This window comes from Lentzea sp. NPDC003310 (genome assembly GCF_040610935.1).
In the GTDB taxonomy this organism is placed as follows: Bacteria; Actinomycetota; Actinomycetes; order Mycobacteriales; family Pseudonocardiaceae; genus Lentzea.
The window spans coordinates 1-13,931 of record NZ_JBEXNC010000019.1; the positions used below are offsets into that span (position 1 = coordinate 1).

A 13,931-nucleotide genomic window follows, 5' to 3' on the forward strand; every position below is an offset into this window, starting at 1 on the left:
GGGGGGTGTCTCCAAAACACCCACCTTTTTCCACCAACCCCCCCCCACCCCTCAGGTGTGGCCCGCTCTTGGTGCGGCTCGTGATGGGACCCCACCGCCAACGCAAACATCTACGCAACGGGCAGCCGCTCTGAGCAACAGGCGTGCCATCAACCCGCCCACAGCGCTGGCCCCCTGATCAGATTGCCGGGGGTCTGGGGGCAGAGCCCCCAGGGGAAGCAAGCAACAGCAACCCGCCAACGCAAAGGAGCCACCAACGCAACAAAGCGCTACTTGTTCTTCGAAACACCCTGATAGTCATTGGTGACGATCAAAATGATCCCCGGCGCCGAAGACTGGATCCCGTCGAACCGAGGCTCGACCCGAGCCCGCAACACCGAAGCGAGCTCCTTCGCAGAAGCCTCTTCCTCAGTCCCAGGCCGGAAGTAAACGGTAGTGGTGGGGATGGTCCCACCCGAGTAGTTCCCAGTCCCCTCAACAGCCCACCCGTTGGCCCGAACCTCGTCCGAGGCCTTGGACGCCAACCCGGTGATCGTAGAGTTGTTGTAGATCCGCACAGGCGCCTTGGCCACCCCGGGCTGGGTGACAGGCGGAGGCGGCACCACAGAAGAAGCAGGCGGCACGGTAGGCGAAGCCGTGGTCGTCACCGGCGCAGAAGACGGCGGTGTGGACGCAGGCGGCTGCGCAGACGAGGTCTCACTGGCGGCAGGCGGCGCGGTCGAGGTCCCCTCCGCAGCCGGAGGTGTGTCGGACGACCCTCCGCCGAAGAGCGAGACGACGCCGATCACCAACGCGACGGCGGCGACGCCGAGCAGGGCGAAGCCGGCGGCCTTGGCCGGACGGGACGGGCTTGCGGACTCGGGGGAGGTCATCAGTCCTCGGTGCTCCTGGCGCGGGCTCGAACCCTTTGACGGCCTGTCCGGACTCCGCGCAGCCGCTTGACGAGCATCGGATCGGCGGCCAGGGCGGCTTCGGATTCAACGAGCGCGTTGAGCAGCTGGTAGTAGCGGGTCGCGGACATGTCGAACAGTTCCCTGATGGCCTGTTCCTTGGATCCCGAGTACTTCCACCACTGGCGCTCGAACGCGAGCATCGTGCGTTCGCGGCTGGTCAGCCCGTCAGCGGAGGTGAGCGTCTCGGCGTGATCCATCTGGCTCCCCACGGTCGCCACACCATCTCAGGTGCGGGCAATTCAATCACGTGATCGTTCCAACGTACCGCGCGACACCGACAGTTTCAGACCACATAAAGTTCTGCCATGGCCGTCCACCGCATCCGCATCGCCGGCGACCCCGTGCTCCACAACCCGACGCGCGAGGTCACCGAGTTCGACACCGAGTTGAAGACCCTCGTCGACGACATGTTCGAGACGATGGCAGCCGCTCGCGGAGTGGGGCTCGCGGCCAACCAGATCGGCTTCGACCTGCGGGTCTTCGTCTACGACTGCCCGGACGACGAGGGCGTGCAGCACCGCGGGGTCATCTGCAACCCCGTCCTGGAGACCTCCGAGATCCCGGAGACCATGCCGCACCCGGACGACGACTTCGAGGGCTGCCTGAGCGTGCCCGGCGAGGCGTACCCGACCGGACGCGCCCAGTGGGCGAAGGTGACCGGCGTCGGCCTCGACGGGGAGCCCTTCGAGGCCGAGGGCACCGGCTTCTTCGCGCGCTGCCTGCAGCACGAGACCGACCACCTCAACGGCTACCTCTACACCGACCGCCTCGTCGGCCGGTACAAGAAGGAGGCCAAGCGGATGCTGCGCGACAACGAGTGGAACCAGCCGGGCCTGTCCTGGGACCCGAACGACCCGGCCAACTTCGACGAGGACGACGAGGACTAGGGCCGGAGCACCGACTCCACCTGGGCCAGCTCGTCCGCGCTCAACGCACCGAACGCGAGCGCACCCGCGTTCTCCTCGACCTGGGCCACCGTCCGGACGCCCGGAATCGGCACCAACCGGGGAGAACGCGCCCAGAACCACGCCAGCGCGCCCTGCACCAACGTCCGGCCGCCCGACGTCAGCACGTCCCGCACCGCTTCCCGAGCGCGGAAGTACTCCGGCGACGGCTTGCCGTCGACGAAGAACCGCAGCCACGACGGGTTCGTCACGCGCACGTCGTCCGCGGGCAGCTCGGCGAACGACTCCCGCGCCAGCAGCCCCATCGCCAGCGGCCGGCGGCACAGCACCGCGTACTCCCCCGCGTACATCCCGGGGTTGTCGAACAGCAGGTTGATGTCGGCCTGCGCGGCGATCCCGTGCTCGCCCTCGCAGAAGAACCGCGCCCGCTCCACGTCGTCCGTGCTCCACCCGTAGGCGCGGATCTTGCCCGCGGCCACCAGCGCCTCGCACTCGTCGCGCAGCAGCGCGGCCTGCTCCAGCCCCAGGGCGCCGACGTGCAGCTGGTACAGGTCGATCCGGTCGGTGCCGAGCCGCCGCAACGACGCCTCGACGGCCCGGCGCAGGTACGCGACCGACCCCTCGTCACCGGTCATCCGGCGCGTCGAGGCGTCGAACCCGCAGCCCCACTTCGTCGCGATCAACACCTGGTCGCGCATGTCCGCAAACGCTTGCCCGACCACCGTCTCCGCGTGCCCGCAGCCGTAGACGTCCGCCGTGTCGAACAACGTCACGCCCAGCTCGACCGCGCGCCTCAGCGCCTTGACCGACTCGCCGTCGTCGGCGGGACCCCAGCCCACCGGCAGGCCGTCCGGACCCGAGAACGGTCCGCCCATGGCCCACGTGCCGAAACCCAACTTCCCCAGTTCCAAGGTCATGCGCCCACCGAACATCCTGGAGCGCGCTCCAGGTCAAGAAACGAGTTGCGAGCACCAGCGACCATCAACGCATGCCCATCGAAAACATCGTCGCCTTCGTCGCGGCCTCGTTCCTCATCGCACTGTCGCCCGGACCCGGCACGGCCATGGTCCTGCGACAGTCGGTGCACGGGCGAAAAGCCGCGCTCGCGACGGTGTTCGGCATGGAGGTCGGCGTCGCCTGCTGGGCGATCGCGGCGGCGCTGGGCGTCAGCGTGCTGCTCACCGCGTCCGAGATCGCCTACCACGGCCTGCGGATCGCCGGCGCGGTCTTCCTGATCTACCTCGGCGTGAAGGCCCTGGTCACCAAGACCCTGCCGAACGCCGAGCCGCCGCCCGCGAGCCACGCGTTCCGCAGCGGCCTGGTCGTGAACCTCGCCAACCCGAAGCTCGGCGTGTTCGCGATCTCGTTCCTACCGCAGTTCGTGCCTGCCGGGGAGGCCGGCCAGGGGGTTCTGCTCTTCCTCGCCGTCGGGTGGGTCCTGATCGACACCGTCTGGTACCTGGTCATCGTGTCGGTCCTGCACACCATCCGCGGCTGGCTGAGCAGGCCGCGCGTCCGCCCCGCGCTCGAGAAGCTGTCGGGCGGCGTGCTGCTGGCGCTCGGAGTCCGGCTGGTACTCGACCCGCGTTGAGATCGGGTTGCCCCGGCGCCAGAACAGCTCGGGCAACCCGGCCAGCTCGGCGAACGTGTGGCACGCGGCCATCGACTCGTAGCCGCCCGCCAGCACGTGCGCGCGGATGCGGTCGAGGCGGCCGAACTCGACCACCTCACCGGCGATCAGGAACGGCAGCACCAGCTGCCAGGCCTGCACGACGGCCGGACGACGCCGGTGAGGTGCCCTCAACGCCGCGCGGGCGACGCGGAGCAGGTGCTCGTTCGCGCTCATCGTGTACGGGTGGGCCGCGTGGTCCCAGTTCCAGCGGCGTTCCTCGGTGACCGCGCACCGCACGCACTCGACCGGCCCGGTGCCGAGCTCGGCACCGCACCTCGAACACGCGAGCAGGGTCATCGCCCAGTCCACGCACGTCCACGGGTACTGGCCGACGTCCGCCGAGGTCACCAGCTCGGCCAGCTCCCGGTCCGCGAGCTGCGACGACGTCCGCAGCGCCTCCCAGTCGGCGAGCCAGAACTGGTCGAGCAGCTCCGCGCAGAAGCCGCAGTCGGGGTAGCCGCGACCGGCGAGCTCACCGCAGGACGGGCATGCCGAGACCACGGCGGGACGCTGGCCGCGTCGCGCGCCGGGCGGGAACGGCTGGTGATCAGCCACGGGGAAGAGATTAGGGGCAAACGACGCCCTTGGCAGCTGCGGCGCGCGCTGACTATGGTCGGTTCTCGACAACTCAACACAACGCGGGAGCTCGCGCCTGAGCGGGCTGAGAGGGTGACTGGCCGTAGTGCCGGTGTCACCGACCGCCTGAACCTGACCGGGTAATGCCGGCGTAGGGAGGAATGTCGTGACGGCACTTGACGACCGTTCGGTCAAGCCCAGCGTGACCACGGGCCCCATCTCGGGCTCCCGCAAGGTGTACCGCGAGGTGTCCTCGGACATCCGCGTGCCCTTCCGCAGGGTGGAACTGACCAACGGCGAACATGTCGATCTGTACGACACTTCCGGTCCGTATACCGACGACAACGCGACCATCGACGTCCACAGTGGACTGCCCGACCTGAGGTCGGGCTGGGTCGCAGCACGGGAACCGATCAACGGAGCTGTCAGCCAGCTCGCGTACGCGAAGGCCGGGATCATCACCCCGGAGATGCGCTACATCGCGGTGCGCGAGAACCTCGACGCGGAGTTCGTCCGCAACGAGGTGGCCATCGGGCGTGCGGTGATCCCGTTGAACCGCAAGCACCCCGAGGCCGAGCCGATGATCATCGGCAAGAAGTTCCTCGTGAAGATCAACGCCAACATCGGCAACTCCGCGGTGTCCTCCTCGATCGAGGAGGAGGTCGAGAAGATGGTGTGGGCGTCCCGCTGGGGTGCCGACACGATCATGGACCTCTCCACCGGCAAGCGGATCCACGAGACGCGCGAGTGGATCCTGCGCAACTCGCCGGTGCCGATCGGCACCGTGCCGATCTACCAGGCGCTGGAGAAGGTCAACGGCGATCCCGCGAAGCTGTCGTGGGAGGTCTACCGCGACACCGTGCTCGAGCAGTGCGAGCAGGGCGTCGACTACATGACCGTGCACGCGGGCGTGCTGCTGCGGTACGTGCCGCTGACGGCCAAGCGCGTCACCGGCATCGTCTCACGCGGCGGGTCGATCATGGCCGCGTGGTGCCTCGCGCACCACAAGGAGAGCTTCCTCTACACGCACTTCGAGGAGCTCTGCGACATCCTGCGCGCGTACGACGTGACGTTCTCGCTGGGTGACGGGCTGCGGCCCGGTTCCATCGCGGACGCCAACGACGCGGCGCAGTTCGCCGAGCTCAAGACCCTGGGCGAGCTCACGCACATCGCGCGGGCGAAGGACGTCCAGGTGATGATCGAGGGCCCCGGCCACGTGCCGATGCACAAGATCGCCGAGAACGTCCGGCTGGAGGAGGAGTGGTGCGGCGAGGCGCCGTTCTACACCCTCGGGCCGCTGGCCACGGACATCGCGCCGGCGTACGACCACATCACGTCCGCGATCGGCGCGGCGCAGATCGGCTGGCTCGGCACCGCGATGCTCTGCTACGTCACGCCGAAGGAGCACCTCGGCCTGCCGAACCGCGACGACGTGAAGACCGGCGTGATCACGTACAAGATCGCGGCGCACAGCGCGGACCTCGCCAAGGGCCACCCCGGCGTCCAGGACTGGGACGACGCGTTGTCCAAGGCGCGCTTCGAGTTCCGCTGGGAGGACCAGTTCAACCTGTCGCTCGACCCGGACACCGCGCGCTCGTTCCACGACGAGACGCTCCCCGCGGAACCGGCGAAGACGGCGCACTTCTGCTCGATGTGCGGGCCGAAGTTCTGCTCCATGAAGATCACGCAGGACGTCCGCCGCTACGCCGAGGAACGCGGACTGTCCACTGTGGAGGCGATCGAGGCGGGCATGGCGGAGAAGTCCGACGAGTTCGCCGACACCGGCAACAAGGTCTACCTGCCGGTCGTGGAGACCTCGTGACCGACGCACCCCCTCGGGTGCTCACCATCGCCGGAAGCGATTCCGGCGGTGGTGCGGGCATCCAGGCCGACCTCCGCACGTTCTTCGCGTGCGGAGTGCACGGCTGCGTCGCGCTCACGGCCGTGACGGTCCAGAACTCGTTGGGCGTCACGGGCGTCTCCGAGATCCCCGCCGACGTCGTGGCCGCGCAGGTCGTCTCGGTCGCCGAGGACATCGGCGTGCAGGCCGCGAAGACCGGCATGCTCGCCTCGGCGCAGATCATCGAGGCCGTGATCCCGGCACTGGACCGCGTGGGCATCGGACGGGGCGGCGTCCCGTTCGTCGTCGACCCGGTCTCCGCGTCCATGCACGGCAACCAGCTCCTCGCCGACAACGCCCTGGACGCGTTGCGCGGCCTGCTGTTCCCGCGCGCGACGCTCGTGACGCCGAACCTCGACGAGGTGCGGCTGATCACCGGCATCGCGGTGAAGGACCGCGAGGACCAGCGCGTGGCGGCGGAGGCGTTGCACGCGCTGGGTCCGGAGTGGGTGCTCGTGAAGGGCGGCCACATGTGGGACGACCCGGAATGCCTCGACCTGCTCTACGACGGGCGCGAGTTCATCGAGTTGCCCGGGCCGCGCTACGAGACCGAGAACACGCACGGCTCCGGTGACACGCTCGCCTCGTCGATCAGTTCGGCTCTCGCGAAGGGCGCGACCGTGCCGGAGGCGGTGCGGTTCGGCAAGGACTTCATCGTGCGGTCGGTGGCGGCGGCCTACCCGCTGGGCGCCGGAGTCGGTCCGGTGTCGCCGTTCTGGAGCCTGGACGGCTGAAAATCGCTGGACCGCCTCACCATGCTTGACAACCGTGCAGAACAACGAGGTCAGGACCGAGCTGGTCATCCCGGCGCCGATCGACGACGTGTGGCGCGTGCTGGTGGACTTCGGCGGCTACGCCCGCTGGAACCCCGTCATGGAGTACACGCGGGTGGACGGGACGAAGACGAAGGTGAAGGCGGCCAAGGGCACGCCGTTCGAACGCGACTTCGACGGAGAGCTGGTCTCCGTCGAGCCGTACGTGCTGGCCTCCCAGGGCGGCGACCCGGAGACGTTCTTCGGGCGCCACCGCTGGGAGCTCAGCGAAACCGGCGGCGGCACGCTGCTGGTGAACGCCGAGACCTTCACCGGCACCATGGCCGCGGACGTGCTGGCGCAGACCCGCGAGGTGCTCGTCGCGGAGTTCGACGGCTTCAACAAGGCGCTGCTCGCGGTCTTCGCTGGCCGAAGCCGCTGACGCTACTTCGGCTCTTCGCCGACGAGCGTCTCCAGGGCGTCGAGCGCGCCCACCAGAGCCGCGATGTGCTCGGGCGTGAGCTGCTCGATCCGGCGCTGCAGTTCGCGCACCCGCGCGGACCGCACGCCGGACACCATCGTCTCGCCCTCGGGCGTGGGGGTGGCGAGCCAGGCACGGCCGTCCTGCGGGTCGGGTTCGCGCTTCACGTACCCGGCCTCGACCAGCGCGGCCACGATGCGCGACAACGTCGGGGGCGCCACGCCCTCCTTCGTCGCCAGGTCGCCGAGGCGCATGGGACCGCAGCGCGCGAGGGTGGCCAGCGCGGACACCGCGCCGGGGCCCAGACCGGGGGATCCGGTGCGGCGCAACAACCGGGCCAGCCGGCCGATCGCCAGGTACAGGCGCGCCGTCGCGTCCTCGACCTCGGCGTCAATGGGGGCGGTCACGGCTAGTCGTCCTCCTCGGCGGAACTTACGTAGTGCTCAATCATCCCCCAACACGTGAGTACCCAAGGTAGCGACTCAAAGACCCGGCGAAGACGCTTGGGCCCAAAAGCGCTGCGGAATCCGGCCGGCCAGGCGCGCCAGCCGTCCGCCCTCGACCGCACAACGCATGGCGGCGGCCATCCGTTCCGGGTCCTGCGCTCGTGTGACGGCGGTCGCCAGCAACACCGCTGAGCAGCCGAGTTCCATCGCCAGCGCCGCGTCGGAGGCCGTGCCGATGCCCGCGTCCAGGACAACTGGAACAGAAGCACGAGAAGTGATCAGCTCGATGTTGTGCGGGTTCCGAATTCCCAGCCCCGTGCCGATGGGAGAACCCAACGGCATGACGGTCGCGCACCCGATGTCCTGGAGCTTCAAGGCCAGCACCGGATCGTCGTTGGTGTAGGGCAGGACGACGAAGCCGTCGTTCACCAGCCGCTCGGCCGCGTCGAGCAGCTCGACCGGGTCCGGCAGCAGCGTCTCCTCGTCGTGCACGACCTCGAGCTTGACCCAGTTCGTCTCCAGCGCCTCGCGCGCCAGCTGGGCGGTCAGCACGGCCTCGGCGGACGTGCGGCAGCCAGCGGTGTTCGGCAGCACCTCGATTCCGAGGCGCCGCAACAACTCCAGCACCCCGGTCCGGCCCGCGGCGTCGACCCGGCGCATCGCCACGGTCGTGAGCTCGGTGCCGGACGCGACCAGCGCCCGTTCCAGCACCGAGAGGTTCGCGGCACCACCGGTGCCGGTGACGAGCCGGGACCGGAACTCCCGGCCCGCGATGATCAGCGGATCGTCCACGTCAGCCTCCCTGGACCGCGGTCAGCACCTCGACCACGCCGCCGTCCGGCACGATCGTCTTCTCCCACAACGCCCTCGGCACCACGGCGCCGTCGAGCGCCACCGCCACGCCCTTGTCGGGGGCTCCCACCAGCGTCACGACCGCGGCCACCGACGTGCCGTCGGCCAGGTCGCGGGAGGTCCCGTTCACCTGTGCCTTCACGAACTTCCTCCCAGCAGTGCGACGACTTGCCGTGCCGTGTGCGGGGCCAGCAGCAGCCCGTTGCGGTGGTGCCCCGTCGCGGCGATCACGTCCGGCTCCAGCCACCGCACCACCGGGACGTTGTCGGGACTGCCCGCGCGGAATCCCACGGCCGCCTCGGTCAGCGCGTACTCGGCGATGCCCGGCAGCACGGTTTCCGCGTCCCGCAACAGGTCCCGCACGCCCGCGACGGACACGTCGGTGTCGAAGCCGGCCTCGTACTGGGTGGCGCCGACGACCAGTCCGTCGTCGCGCGGCACCAGGTAGACCGGACGGCCCGAGACCAGCGCGCGGATCGTGTGGCGCGGCGGCGGCAACGAGCCGGGCCGGTGCGTGAGCCGCAGGATCTCGCCCTTGACCGGCCGGATCACGTCGCGCAGCGCCGGGTGCAGCGCCCCGCTCCACGCGCCCGCGGCGATCACGGTGACCCGTCCCTCCACATCGGACTGGACACCGGCGTCCCGGCATGCCTTCCACAGTGCGGAAAGCAGCAGCCTGTTGTCGACGGCCAGGTCGCCGGACGCGAACACGCCGCCACGCACCGCCGGACCCAGCGAGGGTTCGAGGGCGCGGATCTCCCGCGAGGTCAGCAACTCCCCGGCGTGCCTCAGGTCGGCCAGGTCACCGGGCTGCGTGCCGACCGCCAGCGTGCCCGCGTCGAACAGCGGCACGCCGATCGACGCGGCGAACGCGGGCCACATCTCCAGGGCCTCGACCCCCTGCGCCACCACGGCTTCCTCGCCCGGCCACGCCTCCGTCAGCGGCGCGAGCATGCCGCCCGCGACCCGCGACCCGGCGTGCGGCGACCCCTCGTCGGACACGGAGACGGAGAACCCGGCCCGTGCCGCGGCGAGTGCCGCGGACAGGCCGATGACGCCGCCACCCCGGACGGCCACTTCCACACTGCTCAAGGCATTCACGCTCCCTGCGCCGGCATGACCCGGATCAGGTTCGACGGTCGGAGCGAACCACGCTCCCTCTCAGCCCGGTGTTCTCCAGGCTCCCGTGCGGACCGACTTCAACATAACGGTTAACGTGCGTGCGTGCCAGGACTCGACGGAAACCTGATCAGGCAACGACTCGCCGACGCGACCCTCTACCTCTGCACGCCGAACCGGCCTGATCTGGCCGAGTTCGCGGACGCGGCCCTCGCGGGCGGGGTCGACATCATCCAGTTGCGGGACAAGTCACTCGAAGCGAAGCAGGAGATCGAGGCGCTCGAGGTCCTCGCCGAGGCCACCGCGCGCCACGGGAAGCTGCTCGCCGTCAACGACCGCGCGGACATCACGCACGCGGTCGACGCCGACGTGCTGCACCTCGGCCAGGACGACCTGCCCGTGCCGCTCGCCCGGAAGATCGTCGGCGACGAGGTCGTGATCGGCCGTTCCACCCACGACGTCGACCAGATGACGGCGGCCGCGGCCGAACCCGGCGTCGACTACTTCTGCACTGGCCCGTGCTGGCCGACCCCGACCAAGCCGGGCCGTCCGGCGCCGGGACTCGACCTCGTCCGCGCCACGAAGTCCGACCGTCCGTGGTTCGCGATCGGCGGCATCGACCTCGCGAACCTGCACGAGGTGCTCCAGGCAGGAGCCACCCGCGTGGTCGTCGTCCGGGCCATCACGGACGCCGAGGACCCGCGCCGCGCCGCCGAGTTGTTCAAATCCGAACTTGATCGTTGAAATTTGAACTAAAAGGCGTACGCTCGAAGTCGTGAGCGCACCTGTGCTGTACCTGAGCCACGGGGCTCCCCCGCTGGCTGACGACGAGACGTGGACCAGAGAGCTCAAGGACTGGTCCGCCACGCTCCCGCGCCCGGAGGCCGTGCTCATGGTCTCCGCGCACTGGGAGGAGGCGCCGACGACGATCGGCGCGACCACGACCGTGCCGCTGGTCTACGACTTCTGGGGCTTCCCCCAGCGCTACTACGAGGTCACGTACGAGGCGCCCGGCGCGCCGCAGCTCGCGGACGACGTGCGCAAGCTGCTCGGCGGCCACGTCGAGCAGGACGAGGAACGCGGCCTCGACCACGGCGCCTACGTGCCGTTGAAGGAGATGTTCCCGGACGCCGACGTGCCGGTGCTGCAGATGTCGATGCCCACGCTCGACCCGCGCGAGCTGCACGAGATCGGCCGCAAGCTGGCGCCGTTGCGGGACCAGAACGTCCTCATCGTCGGCAGCGGCTTCATGACGCACAACCTGAGCTGCGTGAACTTCCCTGCCGGACCGGACTACGAGCCGCCGTCGTGGTCGAAGGAGTTCGACGACTGGGCGCACCGGCAACTGGCGGCCGGCGACGTGGACGCGTTGCTCGACTTCCAGGTGAAGGCTCCCGCGGCCGGGATCGCCCACCCGCGCACCGAGCACTTCGCGCCGCTGTTCGTGGCGCTGGGCGCCGCGAGCGACGAGAAGGCCGCGAGCACCGTCGACGGCTTCTGGTACGGCCTGTCGAAGCGGTCAGTGCAGTTCAGCTGAGCCCTCCAGGAACAACGTGGCCAGCCTGCGCGCGATGGCGGGCGTCCCGTTGCGGACGCCCGAGCTCGCCATGAGCAGCAGCACCACGTCGTCGACCGAGAAGTCGGCCCGCAGCCGCCCGGTCGCCTTGGCCCGGCGGATGAGCACCGCGAGCGAGCGGAACGACGTGTCGCGCACCTCGGCGAAGTCGATCGCCTTCGGATAGGCGCTCGTGAACGCCGCCGCGAACCCGCGGTCGAGCACGTGCAGCCGGCAGACCTCCCGCACCGTCAGGCAGAACCCCTCCCAGGGGTCCGGGTGCGCGAGCCCGTCCTCGACCGCGGCCGTGCACGCCGCCATCTGCTCCGAGAAGGCCTCCACCACCAGCGCCTCCTTGGTCGGGAAGCGGCGGTAGAGCGTCGCCGGACCGACCCCGGCGCGGCGGGCGATCTCGCGCATCGGCACGTCCAGGCCCTCGACCGCGAACACCTCGCGCGCGACCGCCATGATCCGGTCGCGGTTGTCGCGGGCGTCCGAGCGCAGGTTGTGAGTCAGATTCGCCGTCACCGTCTCAGTTTCGGCTAAGCGGACGCCCTGTTCCACTAATTTCGCCGCCATGCGAGCACTCCAGTTCTCCGAGTACGGGCCCGCCGACGTGCTGCACGTCGCCGAGGTCGCCGCACCGCACGCCGGCCCCGGGCGGGTCCGCATCGCCGTCCGCGCCTCCGGGGTCACGCCGGCGGACACCTACCTGCGCTCCGGGCGGTTCGGTGAGCGGCTGTCGCTGCCGCACGTGCCCGGCATCGACGCGGCCGGCGTCGTCGACGAGGTCGGCGAGGGGGTGACCGGGGTCCGCGCGGGCGACGAGGTGTTCGGGATGGTCGACCTGGCCCTGCTCGGCGGCGCCAACGCCGAGTTCGCCGTGCTGACGGCGTGGGCGCCGAAGCCGGCGGCGCTGAGCTGGGAGCAGGCGGGAGGCGCGGCGGGCAACGTCGAGACCGCGACCAGGGCACTCGACCTGCTCGGCGTGGGCGATGGCACGACGTTGCTGATCGCGGGCGCGGCGGGCGGGGTCGGCACCGTCGCGATCCAGCTGGCGGCCGCGCGGGGCGCGAAGGTGATCGGCACCGCCGGCCCGGCGACCCAGGACTTCGTCGCGGGCCTGGGCGCGGTCCCGGTCGTCTACGGCGAGGGCCTGGGAGACCGGGTCGGGCAGGTCGACGCGGTCCTGCACTGCGCGGGCACGGTGCCCGACCTGGTGGCGATCACGGGTTCACCGGACCGCGTCGTGACGATCGCCGACCTCTCCGGCGAGCACGGGATCCGCCTGACTCACACGGCCGGCGGCCCCGGCGCCGACCCGCAGGCGCTGCACGGTCTCGAGATCGCCGCGGAACTGGCCGTGCAGGGGAAGTTCACCGTTCCGCTCGCCGGGGTCTTCCCGCTCGCCGCGGCGGCCGACGCGCACCGGCTGAGCGAGACCGGCCACGCGCACGGCAAGATCGTGCTGGTCTGAGAACGCGAAAGCGCCGCGACACCGAGGTGCCGCGGCGCTTCCAGGCCGAGTTCTAGCCCCGCGTGAGGGTCAGGCCCCAGCGCGACAGGATCGGGTTGACCGGCTGGAAGTAGGTCGTGCCGCCGGACGAGCAGTTGCCCGAACCACCGGAGGTCACGCCCTGGGCCTGGCCGAAGCCGGAGCCCGCCACCCACGAACCACCGGAGTCACCCGGCTCCGCGCAGGCGTTCGTGCGGGTGAGGCCGCGCACGGTGCCCTGCGGGTAGTTCACGGTCTGGTTGTAGGCCTGGACGGTGCCGCAGCGCCATCCGGTCGTCGAACCCGAGCGGCAGATCTGCGAGCCGATGGCCGCCACCGTGGAACCGCGGACGATCACGTTCGTGCCGTTGTAGCGGTTGACCCACGGCCGCGGGGTCCAGTTCGCGTTGGTGCGTACCCAGGCCATGTCGCTGCCGGGGAACACCGAGCCGGCGAACGAGCCGGCCGCGACGCGGTTGTAGCCGGAGACGGAGGTGCCCGTCGTGCCGCAGTGGCCCGCGGTCACGAAGCCACCGGTCACCGAGAAGCCGAGCGAGCACCGGCCGCCGCTGCCCATGTAGATGGCGTCGCCGCCGCGCAGGTCGTAGAGGGTCGTCGGGCTCTCGGCGACCTCTTCGACCTTGACGGTCGAGCCGATGGACTTCGCGGTGGCGATGAAGCTCTCCGCCGCGGCGTCACGGGTGTTCTTGTTCACCTCGACCACGACGGAGTTCGACTTCTCGTCGACCCGCCAGGCCGTGATGGACTTCGGGGCGTTCATCACGTCGAGGACGGACTTGGTCCCGTTGAGCTGGGTGAGCGAGTGCCGGACGACCTGGGTGTCCGCTCCGGTCACGGAGAGTCCCGATTTGGTCACCGCGACAGTCAGTCTGCCGCTCGCCTGGTCGATCCACGCTCCGCCGAACGCGTCGCCCAGAGAGGTCTTCGCGGCCTCCGCGATCTCGCTCGACTTCTGGTCAGAGGCCAACCGGACGCGGGCCTGGTCAGCGTTCAGGCCCAAATCACGCTCCACCGCTTGGAGCAATTCGGCCGGGTAGCTCTCCGTATCGGAACCGGATGAGGCGACCGGTGCGGCAGGGGCGCCAAACGCCGGTACGCTGAGAGCAGTCACGACTCCGGTGGCGAGCAACACGGCACCGGTTACACGGGCCGCACTCGTGCGGTTCATCAGACGTCTCCCTCACTTTCGGGTGCAGGGGTACCC

The 13,931-nt window shown here is 70.1% G+C and carries 17 protein-coding genes and 2 riboswitches; of the genes, 8 read left to right on the forward strand and 9 right to left on the reverse strand.

Annotated elements, in window-relative coordinates:
- Positions 1 to 269: 269 nt before the first annotated feature.
- Both ABZX02_RS33820 and ABZX02_RS33825 read right to left on the reverse strand, forming a co-directional pair.
- Positions 270 to 872: a LytR C-terminal domain-containing protein gene (locus tag ABZX02_RS33820; RefSeq protein WP_355304405.1), complete on the reverse strand. Its 603-nt coding sequence runs from the start codon at positions 870 to 872 to the stop codon at positions 270 to 272.
- The gene (locus tag ABZX02_RS33825; protein WP_089910320.1) at positions 872 to 1,150 is read right to left on the reverse strand and encodes a DUF3263 domain-containing protein; all 279 of its coding nucleotides are present in this window, start codon (positions 1,148 to 1,150) and stop codon (positions 872 to 874) included. The genes ABZX02_RS33820 and ABZX02_RS33825 overlap by 1 nt, the downstream gene beginning before the upstream one ends.
- Positions 1,151 to 1,258: 108 nt before the next feature.
- Between ABZX02_RS33825 and ABZX02_RS33830 the strand changes: the two genes are divergently transcribed.
- Positions 1,259 to 1,840 carry a peptide deformylase gene (locus ABZX02_RS33830; RefSeq protein ID WP_355304407.1) on the forward strand — a complete coding sequence of 194 codons (582 nt, stop codon included), beginning with the start codon at positions 1,259 to 1,261 and terminating at the stop codon, positions 1,838 to 1,840.
- Here ABZX02_RS33830 and ABZX02_RS33835 read toward each other — a convergent pair.
- A complete protein-coding gene (locus tag ABZX02_RS33835; protein WP_355304409.1) occupies positions 1,837 to 2,775 on the reverse strand; it encodes an aldo/keto reductase in 939 nt (312 codons plus the stop codon). The genes ABZX02_RS33830 and ABZX02_RS33835 overlap by 4 nt on opposite strands.
- Positions 2,776 to 2,846: 71 nt before the next feature.
- Here ABZX02_RS33835 and ABZX02_RS33840 point away from each other — a divergent pair, with 71 nt between their 5' ends.
- The 4 genes from ABZX02_RS33840 to ABZX02_RS33855 all read left to right on the forward strand — a co-directional run bounded on the left by ABZX02_RS33840 (position 2,847) and on the right by ABZX02_RS33855 (position 7,200).
- Positions 2,847 to 3,449, forward strand: a complete 603-nt coding sequence (locus tag ABZX02_RS33840; RefSeq protein ID WP_355304411.1) for a LysE family translocator — start codon at positions 2,847 to 2,849, stop codon at positions 3,447 to 3,449.
- Positions 3,450 to 4,158: 709 nt separating this feature from the next.
- Positions 4,159 to 4,283: riboswitch (TPP riboswitch) on the forward strand.
- Positions 4,273 to 5,928 carry a phosphomethylpyrimidine synthase ThiC gene (thiC, locus tag ABZX02_RS33845; protein ID WP_355304413.1) on the forward strand — a complete coding sequence of 552 codons (1,656 nt, stop codon included), beginning with the start codon at positions 4,273 to 4,275 and terminating at the stop codon, positions 5,926 to 5,928. Its footprint overlaps the riboswitch before it by 11 nt.
- Entirely contained in the window at positions 5,925 to 6,740 is an 816-nt protein-coding gene (thiD, locus tag ABZX02_RS33850) for a bifunctional hydroxymethylpyrimidine kinase/phosphomethylpyrimidine kinase (protein ID WP_355304415.1), read from the forward strand. Before thiC ends, thiD begins: the two co-directional genes overlap by 4 nt.
- 34 nt (positions 6,741 to 6,774) lie before the next feature.
- Positions 6,775 to 7,200, forward strand: coding sequence for an SRPBCC domain-containing protein (locus ABZX02_RS33855; protein WP_355304417.1), 426 nt, complete (start codon positions 6,775 to 6,777; stop codon positions 7,198 to 7,200).
- Positions 7,201 to 7,202: 2 nt separating this feature from the next.
- Here the strand turns inward: ABZX02_RS33855 and ABZX02_RS33860 are convergent, their stop codons facing one another.
- The 4 genes from ABZX02_RS33860 to ABZX02_RS33875 form a co-directional block, all read right to left on the reverse strand.
- Positions 7,203 to 7,646: a MarR family transcriptional regulator gene (locus ABZX02_RS33860; RefSeq protein ID WP_355304419.1), complete on the reverse strand. Its 444-nt coding sequence runs from the start codon at positions 7,644 to 7,646 to the stop codon at positions 7,203 to 7,205.
- 75 nt (positions 7,647 to 7,721) lie between these two features.
- Positions 7,722 to 8,477, reverse strand: a complete 756-nt coding sequence (locus ABZX02_RS33865) for a thiazole synthase (RefSeq protein WP_355304421.1) — start codon at positions 8,475 to 8,477, stop codon at positions 7,722 to 7,724.
- A gap of 1 nt (position 8,478) precedes the next feature.
- Positions 8,479 to 8,679: a sulfur carrier protein ThiS gene (thiS, locus tag ABZX02_RS33870; protein ID WP_355304423.1), complete on the reverse strand. Its 201-nt coding sequence runs from the start codon at positions 8,677 to 8,679 to the stop codon at positions 8,479 to 8,481.
- Positions 8,676 to 9,638 carry an FAD-dependent oxidoreductase gene (locus tag ABZX02_RS33875; RefSeq protein ID WP_355304425.1) on the reverse strand — a complete coding sequence of 321 codons (963 nt, stop codon included), beginning with the start codon at positions 9,636 to 9,638 and terminating at the stop codon, positions 8,676 to 8,678. The genes thiS and ABZX02_RS33875 overlap by 4 nt, the downstream gene beginning before the upstream one ends.
- Positions 9,624 to 9,735: riboswitch (TPP riboswitch) on the reverse strand. (Overlaps the previous gene by 15 nt.)
- Positions 9,736 to 9,761: 26 nt before the next feature.
- On the opposite strand from ABZX02_RS33875, the gene thiE reads away from it, so the two are divergent.
- Both thiE and ABZX02_RS33885 read left to right on the forward strand, forming a co-directional pair.
- Positions 9,762 to 10,400 carry a thiamine phosphate synthase gene (thiE, locus tag ABZX02_RS33880; RefSeq protein WP_355304427.1) on the forward strand — a complete coding sequence of 213 codons (639 nt, stop codon included), beginning with the start codon at positions 9,762 to 9,764 and terminating at the stop codon, positions 10,398 to 10,400.
- Positions 10,401 to 10,431: 31 nt separating this feature from the next.
- On the forward strand, positions 10,432 to 11,193 hold the full coding sequence (locus ABZX02_RS33885) for a class III extradiol ring-cleavage dioxygenase (RefSeq protein ID WP_355304429.1): 762 nt from the start codon (positions 10,432 to 10,434) through the stop codon (positions 11,191 to 11,193).
- Here the strand turns inward: ABZX02_RS33885 and ABZX02_RS33890 are convergent.
- Positions 11,176 to 11,739 carry a helix-turn-helix domain-containing protein gene (locus ABZX02_RS33890; RefSeq protein WP_355304431.1) on the reverse strand — a complete coding sequence of 188 codons (564 nt, stop codon included), beginning with the start codon at positions 11,737 to 11,739 and terminating at the stop codon, positions 11,176 to 11,178. The genes ABZX02_RS33885 and ABZX02_RS33890 overlap by 18 nt on opposite strands.
- Before the next feature lie 49 nt (positions 11,740 to 11,788).
- On the opposite strand from ABZX02_RS33890, the gene ABZX02_RS33895 reads away from it, so the two are divergent.
- A complete protein-coding gene (locus tag ABZX02_RS33895; protein ID WP_355304433.1) occupies positions 11,789 to 12,688 on the forward strand; it encodes an NADP-dependent oxidoreductase in 900 nt (299 codons plus the stop codon).
- Positions 12,689 to 12,740: 52 nt separating this feature from the next.
- On the opposite strand, the gene ABZX02_RS33900 is transcribed toward ABZX02_RS33895, so the two are convergent.
- Entirely contained in the window at positions 12,741 to 13,727 is a 987-nt protein-coding gene (locus ABZX02_RS33900) for a S1 family peptidase (RefSeq protein WP_355304435.1), read from the reverse strand.
- Positions 13,728 to 13,931: the final 204 nt, after the last annotated feature.

Excerpts from the sequence above, each read along its gene's own strand:
- ABZX02_RS33820 (WP_355304405.1), bottom strand. The coding sequence starts at position 872 with ATGACCTCCCCCGAGTCCGCAAGCCCGTCCCGTCCGGCCAAGGCCGCC.
- ABZX02_RS33835 (WP_355304409.1), bottom strand. The coding sequence starts at position 2,775 with ATGACCTTGGAACTGGGGAAGTTGGGTTTCGGCACGTGGGCCATGGGC.
- ABZX02_RS33830 (WP_355304407.1), top strand. The coding sequence starts at position 1,259 with ATGGCCGTCCACCGCATCCGCATCGCCGGCGACCCCGTGCTCCACAAC.
- ABZX02_RS33840 (WP_355304411.1), top strand. The coding sequence starts at position 2,847 with ATGCCCATCGAAAACATCGTCGCCTTCGTCGCGGCCTCGTTCCTCATC.
- ABZX02_RS33895 (WP_355304433.1), top strand. The coding sequence starts at position 11,789 with ATGCGAGCACTCCAGTTCTCCGAGTACGGGCCCGCCGACGTGCTGCAC.
- ABZX02_RS33825 (WP_089910320.1), bottom strand. The coding sequence starts at position 1,150 with ATGGATCACGCCGAGACGCTCACCTCCGCTGACGGGCTGACCAGCCGC.